The organism is Ruficoccus sp. ZRK36, from assembly GCF_019603315.1.
Taxonomy (GTDB): Bacteria; Verrucomicrobiota; Verrucomicrobiia; order Opitutales; family Cerasicoccaceae; genus Ruficoccus.
This window is the reverse complement of the sequence record NZ_CP080649.1, coordinates 3,499,397-3,514,431: the sequence shown is the minus strand read 5'-3', so window position 1 is coordinate 3,514,431 and position 15,035 is coordinate 3,499,397. Positions and strand designations below refer to the sequence as shown.

General features: G+C 58.7%; 12 protein-coding genes. 4 read left to right on the top strand and 8 right to left on the bottom strand.

Annotated features, from left to right (window positions below; genetic code table 11):
- Positions 1 to 3: 3 nt before the first annotated feature.
- The 3 genes from K0V07_RS15335 to K0V07_RS15325 all read right to left on the bottom strand — a co-directional run bounded on the left by K0V07_RS15335 (position 4) and on the right by K0V07_RS15325 (position 3,557).
- Complete coding sequence (locus K0V07_RS15335) at positions 4 to 1,152, bottom strand: radical SAM protein (protein WP_220622266.1); 1,149 nt, start codon at positions 1,150 to 1,152, stop codon at positions 4 to 6.
- A 305-nt stretch (positions 1,153 to 1,457) separates the two neighbouring features.
- Positions 1,458 to 2,816 (bottom strand): FAD-dependent oxidoreductase, encoded by a 1,359-nt coding sequence (locus tag K0V07_RS15330; protein ID WP_220622265.1) that lies wholly within the window; start codon positions 2,814 to 2,816, stop codon positions 1,458 to 1,460.
- Between the two features lie 6 nt (positions 2,817 to 2,822).
- A complete protein-coding gene (locus K0V07_RS15325) occupies positions 2,823 to 3,557 on the bottom strand; it encodes an SDR family oxidoreductase (protein WP_220622264.1) in 735 nt (244 codons plus the stop codon).
- Between the two features lie 220 nt (positions 3,558 to 3,777).
- Here K0V07_RS15325 and K0V07_RS15320 point away from each other — a divergent pair, with 220 nt between their 5' ends.
- Positions 3,778 to 4,701: a hypothetical protein gene (locus K0V07_RS15320; protein ID WP_255568019.1), complete on the top strand. Its 924-nt coding sequence runs from the start codon at positions 3,778 to 3,780 to the stop codon at positions 4,699 to 4,701.
- A gap of 54 nt (positions 4,702 to 4,755) precedes the next feature.
- On the opposite strand, the gene K0V07_RS15315 is transcribed toward K0V07_RS15320, so the two are convergent.
- Both K0V07_RS15315 and K0V07_RS15310 read right to left on the bottom strand, forming a co-directional pair.
- Positions 4,756 to 6,294 (bottom strand): ATP-binding protein, encoded by a 1,539-nt coding sequence (locus K0V07_RS15315; RefSeq protein ID WP_220622262.1) that lies wholly within the window; start codon positions 6,292 to 6,294, stop codon positions 4,756 to 4,758.
- Between the two features lie 153 nt (positions 6,295 to 6,447).
- Positions 6,448 to 7,167: an alpha/beta hydrolase gene (locus K0V07_RS15310; protein ID WP_220622261.1), complete on the bottom strand. Its 720-nt coding sequence runs from the start codon at positions 7,165 to 7,167 to the stop codon at positions 6,448 to 6,450.
- A gap of 176 nt (positions 7,168 to 7,343) precedes the next feature.
- Between K0V07_RS15310 and K0V07_RS15305 the strand changes: the two genes are divergently transcribed.
- Positions 7,344 to 9,077, top strand: coding sequence for a hypothetical protein (locus tag K0V07_RS15305; protein ID WP_220622260.1), 1,734 nt, complete (start codon positions 7,344 to 7,346; stop codon positions 9,075 to 9,077).
- Positions 9,078 to 9,222: 145 nt separating this feature from the next.
- On the opposite strand, the gene K0V07_RS15300 is transcribed toward K0V07_RS15305, so the two are convergent.
- A complete protein-coding gene (locus K0V07_RS15300; RefSeq protein ID WP_220622259.1) occupies positions 9,223 to 11,019 on the bottom strand; it encodes a DUF3604 domain-containing protein in 1,797 nt (598 codons plus the stop codon).
- 344 nt (positions 11,020 to 11,363) lie between these two features.
- On the opposite strand from K0V07_RS15300, the gene K0V07_RS15295 reads away from it, so the two are divergent.
- Together K0V07_RS15295 and K0V07_RS15290 are read left to right on the top strand one after the other, a co-directional pair.
- Entirely contained in the window at positions 11,364 to 12,383 is a 1,020-nt protein-coding gene (locus K0V07_RS15295) for a Gfo/Idh/MocA family oxidoreductase (protein ID WP_220622258.1), read from the top strand.
- A 23-nt stretch (positions 12,384 to 12,406) separates the two neighbouring features.
- A complete protein-coding gene (locus tag K0V07_RS15290; RefSeq protein WP_220622257.1) occupies positions 12,407 to 13,189 on the top strand; it encodes a type I 3-dehydroquinate dehydratase in 783 nt (260 codons plus the stop codon).
- Between the two features lie 50 nt (positions 13,190 to 13,239).
- On the opposite strand, the gene K0V07_RS15285 is transcribed toward K0V07_RS15290, so the two are convergent.
- Both K0V07_RS15285 and K0V07_RS15280 read right to left on the bottom strand, forming a co-directional pair.
- Positions 13,240 to 14,253: a zinc-binding alcohol dehydrogenase gene (locus tag K0V07_RS15285; RefSeq protein WP_220622256.1), complete on the bottom strand. Its 1,014-nt coding sequence runs from the start codon at positions 14,251 to 14,253 to the stop codon at positions 13,240 to 13,242.
- 37 nt (positions 14,254 to 14,290) lie between these two features.
- On the bottom strand, positions 14,291 to 15,034 hold the full coding sequence (locus tag K0V07_RS15280; RefSeq protein WP_220622255.1) for an SDR family oxidoreductase: 744 nt from the start codon (positions 15,032 to 15,034) through the stop codon (positions 14,291 to 14,293).
- Between the last annotated feature and the right edge of the window lies 1 nt (position 15,035).

Below are 15,035 nucleotides of genomic sequence, written 5' to 3'. Positions count from 1 at the left end.
TCATTAGTTGAACAGGATGTGCCGGATGCTTTTGAGCATGGATTTGGGGCTCATCAGGATGTTGGAGTACGACTGGTTGGCCAGCGGGCAGTGGCACTTGCGCTCATGGATGTATTTGCGGACCTCGGCGCTGGTGACGTGGTCCTGCCAGAGCTTCCGGAAGTCATAGTCGAAGTCGCGAAGGTTGCCCATGTTCTTGCTGTAGGCGAGGATCGCGCACGGCCAGATGTCGCCATAGGAGTTCATGTGGGCATTGGTGATCCCGCCATAGCAGGGGATGACCTGCTTCTCTTTTTTCAGGATCTGAACCACCAGGTCGTAGTAGACCAGACGCATCGACATGGTCAGCCGGGAGAGGAGCGGCTTGTTTTTGAGCTCCTTGCGGGTTTCGTTCTTAAAGTACTGGATGGCCTCGGCGTAGCGCTCCGCACTGGGCGTGATCGGGTCATCGGTGTTGGACATTTCCGAGCGCTGCTCTGCAATCTCGCTGATGTAGCTGTCCACGTTCAGCTTGCGGACGTACTCGGCTGTCTCGGGGAGATGGTCGATGCTGAAGTTCGAGATGACGGTGCCAAGACCGATGTAAAGATTGGGGTGGCGCTTTTGGACGTCCTTGAGCTTTTCGATGGTCTTCAGCAGGCGGTCAAAGTTGCCCTTTACGCCGCGGATTACATCATGCTTTTCGCCGACAGCGTCAAAGGACGGCTTGATCGTGAAGTGAGTGCCGGGAGCCTCCTCCTCAATTATGCCCATGATAGCCTCGACGCGCTGGGCGATGATGTCCGGCATCAACGCGTTTGTCGGGGAGTGGATGATCGCGGGCTTGAGATGGCGCAGGGCCAGGCGGACGATCTCCGGTATCTCTTTCCGCAGGAAGGGCTCTCCGCCGCTGATATTGAAAAAGTAGATGTGGCCGGGGCCGATGCTTTTGAAAATCTTCTCTATTTCATCCAGTTTGAGCTCGTCCTGGGTGAGCTTGGGGTTCTCACGGTAGAGCAGGCCGATATTACAGGTTTTGCACAGAGACTGGCATGCGTGTGTGATCGAATACGTAAAATTAATGGGCATTGGCACCTTGGCTAAGCGGTGCTTGGCCAGTTTGTAGCCAATGAGCTTGGGGCCAATGCGGGAAAGTTTGGAGAGGTAGCCCATGAATATGCATTGGGCCTTAGTGATAATCTGCTATCCTGACAAGGCTAGACCTGCCGGAGGACCAGATGGCGCGCTTCTGATCAGAGGTCCGGTTTGGTCGTAGGTTGTTTTTTATTATGTTTTTACGTTCTTAGAGGCTGCCGGTATAGCCGCCCTGGGCTTCGCTTCTGGCGAGGGGGTTCCCCGACCTGTTTACTCGCTCATGAGGTAGGTCGTTAGTGCCTTTGGACGAGGCCAGCTAAGTTCCACGTTTTGGTGGCTGAGTGACTCGCGCAAGAGCTTCGCGGGAACGTCGGCCAACGCGCCTATCCTCTGCATGTCGCAAGCGCTGCCGCCGTCCCTGCTGCCTGCCCCAGCTGCATCATCGTGCGGGAGAGGCGGCAGCTGGATGCCGCGATGGCCGAAAAGCTAGCCCCACGGCAGGCGACCAGCATGTTGTCGAACTCCTGCGGAAGCAGGCAGCGGTAGGGGATGCCGTAGGGGCCTGCTAATTCATGTGCACCGCGCCGCCCCTGTGCTCCGCCATGGATATCCTTGGCATGGTCGGAGATGGCGATGATGTCGTCGTGTGTCTGGTGGCTCAGGCCAGCGTCGAGGTCGTGCTCGGTGAGGACGTAGCGCCCGACCAGGCGTGTCCCCTCGCGGATGCCGAGGGTCGGGGCTACCCAGGCTATCTGGTAGCTCTGGAATTCTGGAAACGTCAGCTGCATGTGACGCCAGCAGGCACGAATCCGTCTCAGACATTCACCATAGGCGGATTCATGCCCACGCTCGAGGGCTTCTCTTCCCTCCATGGTAGGAAGTGGGTTGATGCTATAGCCGCCGCCGGGGTACTGGACACAGGAAGCCGCCGGGAAGTCGTCCTGCCACCAGCATCGCCGGGGGATGTCGTCCGGGCACGGCTCTACGCAGGGGTGGGGGGCTGGCATGACACGAAAGAGCAGCGATGCTCCGTTCAAGTGCTTACCGGGGGTGGCGGGGGCACCCTTTTCATGATAGCGGGACTGCGCCTCCTGCCCGCGTGTCGTGGTGCAGCCAGCGGATTTTGCGAGGACAAGGCTTGCCGTTGCATCCACATAAAAGCGAGCGGATACCCGTGCGCCGTTCGAGAGGGTTAAGCCAGTGATACTGCTTCCCTCATGCTGGACTCTCTCTAGCGCTACGCCAGTCAGGATCGAGCAGTGCCCGGTTTCCTCCAGCATCTCCCGCATCGTTTCGGCATAGGGCTCTGGCTCGAAAGGTACACCATGCCAATGCTCCCTGCGGAAGCGCTCCTCCCGGAAGTCTGGAGGTGCCCCGTAACGGCGGAGGGTATCGAGATAGCGCTTTGTCGGGTCGAGAATGAGCTCCCCTCCGGGAAAGGGTGGTGCGGATGCGTCATGGTGCCAGGCCATATGCCGCCCAAACGAATAGATGCCAACGGCGTCGCGGCGTCGCTTCAGGCGTTTGTAGAGCTCAAAGGGAATCCCCGTACCGCCGACGCCGGGCTCCCAGACATTGACGCCGCCGTGTGTGGCATTGCCGCCGAGTAGCGTATTTTTCTCAACCAACAGGACTCGGCAGCCCATGCGTGAGGCTGCGTAGGCTGCCCCAAAGCCCCCACTGCCTGCACCGATAACGATCAGGTCGTAGTCATGGTGAGAGTTGGCGGATGGCACCGGCATGATTGCTTAGAGAGGAGATATGTCCTGAACGGTCGGCAAGACGGTTAACTCAAGCTGGTTCAGGTGCGAAGGGGTACTGACGAGGTGAAGGACCAGCCGCCCCATGTCGTCGGGCTGGATGCACTGTCGCCGGACCTCCGGGTCCAGTGTCGGGTGACCGGCTATGGATGATGCCTCCCCGAACTCGGTGGCCCCCCACGAGGGGGTTAGCGTAGTGACTCGGACGCCTGACTCGCGCAGCTCCGCGTAGAGCCCTTTGCTTAAACGCTCCACGCCCGCCTTTGCGGCTGAGTAAACAGACCATCCGGACCACGAGTACTGGGCGCAGATGCTCGAAACATTGATCACATAGCCACTGTGCTGTGACTTCATGATCTTACCGACACGTCGGCACCCCAACAGCACTGCCGTGAGGTTCAGGTTTATGGTTTCGATGATCTCTTCGTCTGTCTGCTCGTCGACAGGGGCGATGCGGCCCCCGGCCCCGGCATTATTCACGAGAACGTCGATGCATCCTCGCTCGGTCATGACCGTGTCGATCACGCAGTCCCAATCTGCCGGTGACGTTACATCCGCGACAACAGAGGTGGCCCCGGTGGCGTTTGCGACCTGCAACAGCTTGTCGTGGTTTCGACCTGTGATGTAAACATGGTGCCCGGCCTGGGATAGCGCCCCGGCAATACCGGCGCCAAAGCCACCGGAGCCTCCGGTTACGATTACGGTTAATGGATTTTTATTCATGGGTTTAGTCCTGGTTTCGGGGAGGAGGGGGAGGCCGCAGTTGGCCATGTTTTTGCAGCAAATCGTGCACTCTTGGCTTTTACCAGCCCGAGAAGCCGTTAAGGTAACGGCCATGGCCAACCCCTCGTTGAAGGATATTGCGAAAGCCGCCGGTGTCTCTGAGATGACGGTCTCGCGTGCTCTCCGGGCTCACCCTGAGGTGGCAGCACGCACACGGGATATGGTTCTGCGCATCGCCGATGAGCTTGGCTATCGTCCCGACCCTCAGATGGTAAAGATGATGGCCTACATGCGTACGTCCAAGCGGCACCGTCAGGTCGAGAAACTCGCCTTTATCTGGCTGGATGCGCTGAGAAAAAACGTCAACCGGAACCCCTACGCCCGCCGTATTCTTGGCGGGGTGATGTCACGAGCAGAGGAGCTGGGCTACGGGATTGAAGAGTTTTACGCCGAAGACGACGGCCTGAGTATGGCGCGCTTGAGTACGATTCTTGATGCTCGTGGGATCAGCGGTGTAATGGTTTCTCCACTCCATTACCATACGAGCTATCGGCTCGATCTGCGTTGGGAGCGTTTTTCTACGGTCGTGATCGGTCGTGGTCAGGTGGGCCCAGCACTCCACCAAACGGGTCCAGACCACTACCAGGGAATGGCGCGCGCGATGAAGAACCTGATACAGCTGGGCTACCGGCGCATCGGTATGTGTGTCAGTGGTGGCAGCCTTGAGCGGCAGGACCATCGGTGGGAGGGCAGTTTTGTCATTCACCATCCGCTGGGGATTACAAAAGCCGCAAGCTTGATGCTGGTTGCACCGTCGCTGAGGGCCAGAGATGTCGATACATGGATCAGAAAAACCAAACCGGACATCATCCTCTTTCAGGGTGAGCAGGTACATTCGCTGCTGGCGCAGCGATTAAAGACCGAGCGGTGGGATCTGCCGTGTGCCACATTGGACTGGCTGCCGGAGTTTGAAGAGGCGGGGCTGGCTGGGCTGAATCAGCAAAACGAGATATCTGGTGCCAATGCCGTGGACCTGGTGACAGCGGATCTCCTGCGAAATCAGCGTGGCGTGCCCAGAGAACCCAAGGTCGTTCTATGCGAGGCCACGTGGGTCCACGGTGCCAGTGCCTCAGCCGTTCATTGACCTAGCAGATGGTGGGGCGCTTGAAGATACGATCTTAGTGTCGAGTCGAATCGCTTAGGCCGGGAACCTGAAGATAAACTCGCTGCCTTCACCGAGCTTGCTCTTAACCTCTACGCTGCCTCCGTTACGCTCGGTGAAGTCTTTGACCAGCACGAGGCCGAGCCCGGTTCCGTTTTCACTCCTGGTGCCGAGCGTTGATTTGTTCCCGCGTATGAGGAATATCTTGCTCATCGTTTCCTCGCTCATGCCGACGCCGTTGTCTTTGACGGAGAGAGCGACTTGCCCATGGACCTGCTTGGCCGTTATGACGACTCGTCCGCCGTCCGGTGTGAACTTCAGGGCGTTGCTGATGACGTTGTTTAAGATGACGGCAAAGGTTGACCGGTCGACCTCAAGCGTCATCTCCGGCGGGACTTCGTTTACCAGCGAGATTGACTTGGCCTTTGCGTTGGCAGAGTGAGAGTCGGTGGAGTCCTCGATTGCGTCGTGCAGACGTACTGTCTGCTTTTCTATTTTAATTTTATCGCTCTGGGAGCGCGCCCAGTGGAGCAGGTTTTCCAGCAGCTCAAAGGTGATCCGTGAAGAGCGGTCGATCTCCTTGATGAACTGTAGCCGCTCCTCATCGTCGTAGTTTTCATAGTCCTCAGAGAGGATGTAGGAGTAGCCGAGGATCGCGTTAAAGGGATTCCTCAGGTCATGAGCGATAATCGAGAAAAAGGTGTCCTTGGTGCGATTAGACTCCAGCAGCTCCTTGTTTACGCTGTCGATCGAGTCTATCTTCGTCTTAAGCTCGCGGGCCATCTGGTTAAACGATCCGGCGAGTAGCTGAAGTTCGCCTTTGGTGTTCAGTTCGACGGTTGTCTCCAGGTTTCCACGGCCGATTTCGTCAGCGCCTTCGATCAGCTTCATCAGGGGCCGGGAAATGGATCGCGAGATGAGGAGGCCGATTGCCATTGCGAGACATATGCTGAGGGCCGATAGATAGATGCCTTGCTCAACCGCTTTTTTGACCCGCATGTTAAGCTGTTGGATGGCCCACTGGATCTCTTCTTCTGCACCGCTGGATACCTCGGCGGCAACCGTTTGCATCTCCCGCGACAACGGTTCGACAAAGTCCTCGAATTGATCGTCCGCCTCTTTGTGTTTACCTTGATCGTGGAGCTCGAACATCTTTTCTAGCCCGGTGAGAAATGCCGGAGTCAGATCGAGCAGAGAGTTGAGTCGTTCCAGTTCTTCTTGTTCTTCTTCATCTTGTCCTTCGCGGTTGAGTCCTAGATAGGTCGCTGCCTTTAGCTCCTGTATCGAGGCTTGGAGCTGGGGGATTGCTGTGGTGACTTCATCCCTCGCCAGATCAATTTCATCGGGTCTCTCGTCGACCTCTGTCTCCAGAAGGAGCTCGCGCACATTGGATTTGATCCGCTGCAGCAGGTAGGCGGTGCGGTACGACTCGATCAGCTCCTTGCGCTTGGAGAGCTCCAGATCATCAACCTGGCGGATGATTTGGATGTTGTCCCGGAGCGCGTTGTAGTCGACCACCATCATGATGGCGATAACGACGATAAAGCCGAGGATGATCCTCTTCCAGATCTTCATGATACCGGGTATGGGACAGCTGATATAGACGATTCAAACACGGTAAACCAAGTCGGGTTAATATATTAATATACCTCAAGCCCGATGTATGTCGAGCCTTGGACCTACAGAATCATGCTGAGGGGAATCGAGACCGGGCCTGTCCTTGATCGACTATTGGGCCAAGTGCCTGGCAAATGTCTTGTCGCAGGCGTAGACGATGATCGGTTGAGAGCCGGGCACCTTGGGGAGCCCATTCTTACCCGAGCCATAAATCTCGACCGGGATGTCATGCTTACGGCAAAACTCGGCCATCATCCTGGCATGCTGCGGATGGTGGACGACGTCATCGGTGTCTGCGGTGGAAAGCAGGTACAGCGGTACCGGTCGGGGGTGAAAGGACTGCGCATACTCATCAAAGCGGTAGGGCTGGGCAATCGCGACACAGGCCGCGACGGGGAAATCCGTTCCGTAGGTCAGATACTCGGAGATGACGGCTCCGGCTGAGCCACCACTGAGCAGGATGAGCTCCGGGTCGATGTTGTAATCCGAGGCGTGATCGATGATGTACTGGATCGCGAATCCGCACTCCTCAAGCACCGCAAAGTAGCCTTGCTCGTCCAGAGAGGGAATGACCTGCCCGGTTTGCAAATGGGACTGGCCGAGAAAGGGATACTCAACGCTGATGATGGCGATGCCCTGATCGAGCAGCGTGCGCGCGGCTTCTTCCCCGAATGGTGTATCCTTGCTGCCACCCGTGAAGGCGCCGCCGTGGAAATAAACAGCGACCGGAGTCGGCGAGTCTGCCGCCGGTATCCAGATGTCTAATACAGACTGCGTGTAGTGCTCGCTGTAGCGGATGTTCGCGTGGGTGGGGTCGGGATAATTATCCATGCGGGATATCGGATTCAGGCGTAAGGATGAGTAGCATTTCTACCCCGAAACCTCATGGTTTGACAATGCTTACTGACGGAAAGATTACCGGTTGATCGGGCAGCTTTTCCACCAGATTGAGGAGGCTTTTGTGAAAAACCCTTTTATCTTGGGGCTGCGTGCGATAAAGTCAGGTTGTGACCGGAATTGACTATGCTATCGTTGCCGCGTACCTCGTGGGACTTCTCGCGCTGGGCGCTTACCTCTCGAAGCGCGCCTCGGCCAACAGCGAGGAGTATTTCCTCGGCGGCCATAAGCTGCCCTGGTGGGCGCTCGGGGCATCCGGGATGTCGAGTAACCTCGATGTCGCCGGGACGATGACGATCGTCACCCTGCTCTATGTTTACGGCCTGCATGGATTCTTTATCGAGATGCGGGGCGGGGTGGTTCTGCCGATTGCGGTGTTTGTCGCCTTCATGGGTAAGTGGCACCGCCGCAGTGCCGTGATGACGACTGCCGAGTGGATGCAGCTGCGCTTCGGGACCGGTGCTCAGGGGCAGGCTGCGCGCATGACGGCTGCCGTGACCTACCTGGTCATCACGATTGGAATGGTCGTATTTTTTCTCGGCGCCGCGGGTAAGTTCCTCGCGGTTTTTCTGCCCTTTACTCCGCTGCAGTGCCAGGTGGGCATGCTGCTGATTGCTCTGGTCTACACGATGATGAGCGGCCTGTACGGAGTCGTCTGGACGGACGTTATCCAGAGTGTGCTGATCGGTGGCGCAGCCATCTATGTGGCCGTGGTGGCCGGGTTGGAGTACTCGCCGGCATTGGCAGAGCAGTGGCCGGGGGCGCAGTTTAACCAGTTCCTGCCGAAGCTCTTCGATGAGCGTCTGGCCACGGATGGGCAAGACTACCGACTGTTCGGGCTCTTCCTGCTTTTCTGGGTCGGTAAGGGATTGCTGGAAGGCCTGGGAGGCAGCGGAGGAAGCGCCTACATGGCGCAGCGTTTCTATGCCGCCCGTACTCCGGGCGACGGGCTGAAGATCGGGATGCTGTGGACGCTGCTTTTCGCCTTTCGTTGGCCGATGGTGCTGGGCTTTGCGATTCTGGCCGTGGCGCTGGGGGTGGGGCAGGACGATCCCGAGCGGGCGCTGCCCGAGGTGCTGCTTTCCGGTTTCTTTCCGGCGGGCGTGCGGGGCATCGTGCTGGCTGCCATGCTGGCAGCTGCGATGTCGACCTTTGACAGTACGATCAACGCCGGGGCCTCCTATCTGGTGAAGGATATCTGGCAGCCCCTGCGTAAAAAAGCCGGGCAGCGGGAGCTGGTCGTTGTCGGTTACCTGGCCTCGGCGTTTATCGTCGGCACCGGGCTGATGCTGTCCCTGCAGGTCGAGAGTGTGGTCGATGTCTGGGTGGTGATCGTTATCGGGCTCTTTCCGGCCTTTCTGGTGCCTTTTGCGCTACGCTGGTACTGGGAGCGCTTCAATGGAGCGGGCTTCAGTATCGGTGTGGGGGCAGGCTTCGCGGCAGCGCTTTTTCTAGGCTCGATAGGAAAGAGCTGGGATCTGAACGAAGTGGCGATGCTGGGCTTTATCACCGGCATTTCGCTCCTTGCTTCGGTTGTCGGCACCTACTGCACCTCGGAAACGCCGGAGACGGTCCGCAAGGACTTCTACCGGAAAATCCGCCCGTGGGGGCTCTGGAATCCTGCCTGGAAAATCGACGATGCCAAGGAACACCGTGGCGATATTGTCAGGCTCATCACTGCGGTCATCTGGCAGGTGACGACGTTTCTGCTGCCGATGGCGGCCGTGCTGCACGCGTGGACGGCCTTTACCGTTATCCTGATTCTATGGCTGGTGGCGGGCGGCAGGCTCTTACGAGATTGGGAGCTGCCCGTTAAGCCCGACTCGGGCGGACCTGCGGCCTAAGCCTGTCGGCGATGCTCGATGGACTAAATGCGCAGGACAAGGCGTGCGCGAGGTGGCTGGAGTCGGTAAGCTACTGCCACCCCGACCATGGCGTCTGCACAAAGCCTCAGCGAAGGCCTGACCTCCGCTGAGGCTTGCGTGAGGTCTACTCGAACCAAACCGGGCTCGACCATGCGATATGGTTATCGAGCTGAGTGGCGCGCACGTACCAGAAGTCCGGGCTGTCGCTGGTGGTTTCGATGTCTGTGATGAAGCTTTTGCCCTTGGGGGTGATGCGCTTGAAGAGGTCGCCGTTTTTAAACAGCTCAACCTTCTTGAGGTTGTTCTCCGCCTCAACGTGGATGTGGAAGCTTTTCTGCTCGGTGAAGGGCAGGGTGCTGCCCATCAGCTTGCCGTTGGCGGTGAAGATGAGCTTGATGCGGGCGTTGGTCGTGGCGTAGGTGCGGCGGTTGTGGTAGGCATCGAAGACCGCCTCGCGGGTCAGGTCGGTCGAGAACATCGCGGTCAGCCCGCTGACGCCGACGTGGCCCTTGTGGTCATCGCCATCGCCCACGAATCCGAGCTTGTAGCCGTTTTTGAGGAAGTACTCCACGCAGTTGTCTTCGCGGAAGAACTTGCACCAGGCGCGGCCATTTTCGGTCACGTGCTTGCGCTCATAGCTGCCGTGGTCGGAGTAGATCTCGATCACAGGCTGGATGTCGCGGATGCCCTTGCGCCATTCGCCGAACGGGCGATCCCCGAAAGAGTGAAGGTGCGGGATGGCCATCATGCCCTGCCCGAACTCGTCGTAAAAATCCGATACATTGACAAACTTTTCCTTGGTGATCTGCGCGTAGGTCGGAGCCTCGCGGAAGTACAGGCAGATGTCGCCACAGTTGTCGGTGAACTCCAGAGCCGGGACGACGACGAACTCGCCCTCGCGGTGATTGCGCTCGATGGCCTCGACTGTGTCCTCCCACTTCGGCTGGCCGATGTGGCGAATCGGCTCCCATGAGGGGATGTGGTGGTCGGTGACCGCATAGTAGTCCAGCCCGGCGCGGTGACGGGCGAACTGCATGAGGTCGTGCGGCTTCATGTCCATGCCCGAGCGTTGAGCACAGTCGATGGAGTAGGCCGAGTGCGAGTGGATGTCGCCCCAGTAGATATTCATTCCCTCGAAGGCGTCGTCCATGCGGACGCTCTCGCGGTACTCGATGCCCTTGGGCTGGACGGTGACGGCCTTGTCCTGAAAATCGAATACGCCATGCGGGTTTTTGACGGGAGCCTCGCTGCACGCGGCGATCTCGGAAATGTCCTCGATCGCAGGGATGTTCCAGAAGGTATCGTAAGGGATGAGGGTGGCACCGTTTGCCCGGCGTAGCAGGCGCATGCGGCGTGGCTCGCGCGGGAGGAGCTGATACTGGAGCATCACGCTGTGGTCGGGGATCGGGCGGGTGTAGCCCTCGTAGTCACGGCCGTGGTCAGGCAGGCCCTTATCAGGGGCGTCAAAGTAGCGCACCTCGACGCGCGGGCGATAGTCGGGGCGGGGGAGGACGGAGCTGACCTTGGCGCCGGGGCCGAAGCCGCCGAGCGTTTCACCCCAGTGAAGCTCGACTGTGTCACCAGCCTTCATGCCGGGCTCCAGATCGATGACGACCATTCGCATCGCCTCACGTGAGGGCGGGTGCTCTTTGTCGACAAAGTATTTGGCCTCAAAATCCCAGCAACGCACCTGATAGTCGACCTCCGGGTTACTGACATAAGCCTCCACGTAGCCACTCGCCTCGTTGAACTGGCGGGTCGGCAGGGACGTGCCCAGCGTGCAGCTAAAGTCGAACATGATGCGCGAGGCACTACTCGTGTAATCCTCTCCGAGCACGAGCTTGATCGCAAACTCATCGGAATCGGCGACGCGAATGGTTTCAGGGGTAATTTGGGCTGAGGTGAAAACGTTTTTGCTCATGGTAAGTATCGTTTATGGGTGGGGCGGGGTGTGTGTCCCGCGCATGTCTTTTGCAGGCAACGCTTTTGGCAGAGAAATGTCCACGAGATGCCTGTGCACGCCATTGCGCACCCCTTGGGGTGATGAATGGGATCTGTGCTGGCTACCGTTTGAAAAGCGATCTGAGTTTCTGATAATTTTTCAAACTTTTCGGAATATTTTTCTGTCTTTCAACTACTCTTTCAGGGCCGTTTTTGCTATACTTGGTCACTTCAGAAGCAGCACTTGATGCATACGCCGCCTTCTGCTGATTCTGCCCCCTAGATACCCACCGCTTTAACCCCTTTAACAGATAAGAGCATCCTATGAAGCCCCTGAAAATTGGCCAAATCGGCATCTGCCATGAGCATGCGTCCGGCAAAATGAATAGCCTGAAGCTGCGCCCGGAGCTTTTTGATATAGTCGGGGTGGTGGACGACCGCGACACGCAGGCGGCGCATATCGCGATCACCGATCTGGAGCCTTACGCGGGTTTGCCCTGGCTCAGCGAGGAGGAGCTTTTCCGTACTCCTGGCCTGGAGGCTGTTGCCGTCGAGGTCCCCAATCTCGACCTGGTGGCTGCCGCTGAGCGCTGCCTGGCACAGGGCCTGCCGATCCATCTGGATAAGCCCGGGGGTGAGAATCTGGCTGATTTCGAGCGGCTGCGCTGGGGCTACGAGGAGCAGGGACTGGCCTTTCAGATGGGCTATATGTTTCGCGGTAATCCGGCCATGAACTGGATTCTCGATGCCACCCGAAAGGGCTGGCTCGGTGAGATCTTTGAGGTGCAGGGCTGTATGAGCCATGACTACGGCGGCGAGGAGTATCAGCCGTACATCGGGAGCTTTCGTGGGGGTATCATGTTTAATCTGGGGTGCCACCTGATCGACTTCGTTGTGTCCCTGCTGGGGATGCCGACCGGTGTGACTCCCATCCTGAAGACCGCTCCCGGCGATGAGAGCTACATCAAGAATAACTGCCTCACCATCCTGGAGTACCCGACGGCGACGGCGACACTACGCGCGTGCAGCCGCGAGGTGGGCGCGACAAAACGGCGACGCCTGAAGGTCTGCGGTACGGGCGGGACGGTCGAGATCTTCCCGATGGAGCGATTTGACGGGGAGGTGTTGCGGATGGAGCTGATCCTGCGTGACGATGCCTGTGACTTTGCCGCCGGGGCGCACACGCTGGAGTTTGGCCCCGTTCGTGACCGCTATGAAGACGAATTGGTCGATTTCTACCGCATGATCCGTGGAGAGATCTCCAACCCCTACAGCGCCGAGCATGATTGCCAGGTACAGGAGGTGTTACTGGCTGCTGCTGGCTACACCCACTGGACGCGCTAAACTTCTGTTTGAGATACGGAGCTATGAAGAAAACATTTCTCAACCAATCGCATCCGGTCCTTACCGCGATCTTCGCCGGACAGACACCGCAGGAGCTGATCGCCACTGCCCGGCACTCGGAGTATGAGGGGGCCGATGGCCTGGCTGCCAGTCTGGAGGACTTGAAGCCTGAGTATCGCAACGAGGACTCGCTGCGCGAAATCATCGCGGCGGTAAATCTGCCCTGGATGTTTTTCTTTTACCGGAACGACAAACAACAGGAACTGGGTGACGAGGCTCGGCAGCAGGTGCTGCTCGCTGCGGCATCAGCGGGGGCATCTGTCATCGATGTGATGGGAGACCTATACGACCCGTCCGAAAGAGAGCTGACGTCGAACCCGGATGCGATTGAACGCCAGAAGCAGCTCATCGCAGAGATTCGTGCCCGTGGCGCGCACGCCATTATCTCCTCGCACATGGCTTCCTCGCGAACGACGGACGAAGTGGTCGAGCACATGCTCGCGCTGGAGGCTCGTGGTCCGGACATCGTGAAGATCGTCACCACGGTGGATACGCCTGATGAGCTGGCCGAGGCCTTTCGGACCACGATGGTCTTAAAGCAGAAGCTTAAGCTGCCCTTCGTCCACCTGTGCAATGGCAAGTACAGTCGCCCGCATCGCTGCATGGGGCCTGCCCTGGGGATATCGACTTTCTTCGCCGTGCCGCAGTACGAGCCGCGCTATGGTATGGGGCAGCCGACGGTGCGCGCTATGCGGGCGATTATGGATAATCTCCACTGGAACATTAACGACGTGTCCGAGGCATGACTCTGCCGCGTGTGCGGCAGTTTGCTTAACGGCGTGCTGACGGGCTCTATCTAGTCGCGCCAGTCAAAGACTGCGCCGATGGGGAAGTCGTGATGGTTCTCAGCCAGTTTTGTGTAGACGACCGAGGCGTCTGCGGGGCGGTAAAGGGTCGAGACGATCTTATCCATGGGCAAGCGCCCATCCGCCATGAACCGCATCAGCGCGCGCGCATCATCCTGCCAGGTCCAGCTGTGCGGGCGCGACTCCAGTGAGGGGCGTGCGGCCGTGTGTGCTCCGATGATCTCGACGCCGGGCCGATGAACCTGCTGGTAGTAATCAATGGCTGTATCCGAAACACGGGTACACCCCAGCAGGGCGATACGTCCGAACTTCGCGGAAAAATCCAGCGCCTGCTTCAACGCGACGGACTGGCCCGTGACCTCAATGATGGCGTTAACGCCACCGCCTGAGGCTGCTTTGACCTGCTGGATGTAATCCGCGTCAGTTGGGTCAAAAGTTAGGTGTGCTCCGAGTTCGAGGGCGAGCTGACGGCGACTTTCGCTTAGGTCCATCGCGAGCACGGGAGAGCCTCCGGCGATACGGCACAGTGCGAGCGAGAAGACCCCGAGGATGCCCATACCGATGACGGCAGTGCTTTCGCCGATCTCCAGTCGGGTCTTACGCAGGCCGTTGAGGGCAAACCCGGCGATGACCGCAAAGACGGCATGCTCAGGGGCGAGCGAGTCATCCTCGATTTTGACCACATTGTTTTCAGTCAAAACATTGTAGTCAGCGTGAATGCTTCCCCAGTGAGTCAGGACACGATCCCCCGGCTTGACGCTCTGCACCGCCTTACCGGTTTCCACGACATGACCCACGCCGCTATAGCCGAGATATTTGGGGAAAACTCCGTGCGGGCTGTCCGCCAGGTTCGGCAGGTCGAGCAGGTTTGCCCGCTCAGTGCCAGCGCTGATGGCGGAGACTTCAGTGCGGACGAGGACGGAGTCGGCCTGAAGCTCGGGCAGGCGTGCCTCCACGAGTTCAGCTACTCCGGGCGCTGTAAATGCGATAGCTTTTCGTTTCATGGGGTAGGCATTTTAGAGAGATGGTGTTGAAGAGCGTCTAGTCGCGCCCGCCACAGCTGCGGCCACCATCGATTGAGTAGTTCGTCCCGGTGATGAATGCGGCCTCGTCGGAGCTGAGGTAGAGAATGAGGCTGGTGACTTCTTCGGGCTCGGCGGCGCGGCCCAGCGGGGTCTTCATATTTGCCATGGCGGCACGTGTCAGGACCGGACCGGGAGACACACAGCAGGCGCGCACGCCATGCGGCGCGCCGTAGAGGGCGAGGGATTTCGTCAGGCCGATCATGCCGCTCTTACAGGCGCTGTAGACCAGATCACCGGAGGTGCCGGTCACGCCGTCCACTGAGCCCATGTTGATGATGACGCCGCCTTTCTGTTTGATCATGATCGGGAGGGCGGCCCGGCTAAAGTAGATCGGTCCCCGGAAGTTTACATCCACGCCCCAGTCGAGGGCGGAGAGGTCCATCTGGTCAAACCCGCCCTCGCAGCGGCAGATGCGAAGCGGGCTTCCGCCGGCACTGTTGAGGACGACATCGATCCGGCCATAGTGCTCAAGCGTGCTGGCGACGGCCTTCTCAACGTCTGCGTAGTTGCTGACGTCTACAGCCATGCCGATGGCTTCACCGCCACACTTGCTGATGCTCTCGGCTGCTGCTGTCGCCGCCTCGGCATTGACATCCGTCAGCACGACCTTTGCGCCTTCGCGGGCGTACTGCTGGGAGCTGAGCAGCCCCATGCCGGAGGCTGCACCGGTGACGATTACGACTTTATCCTGAAATCTCATG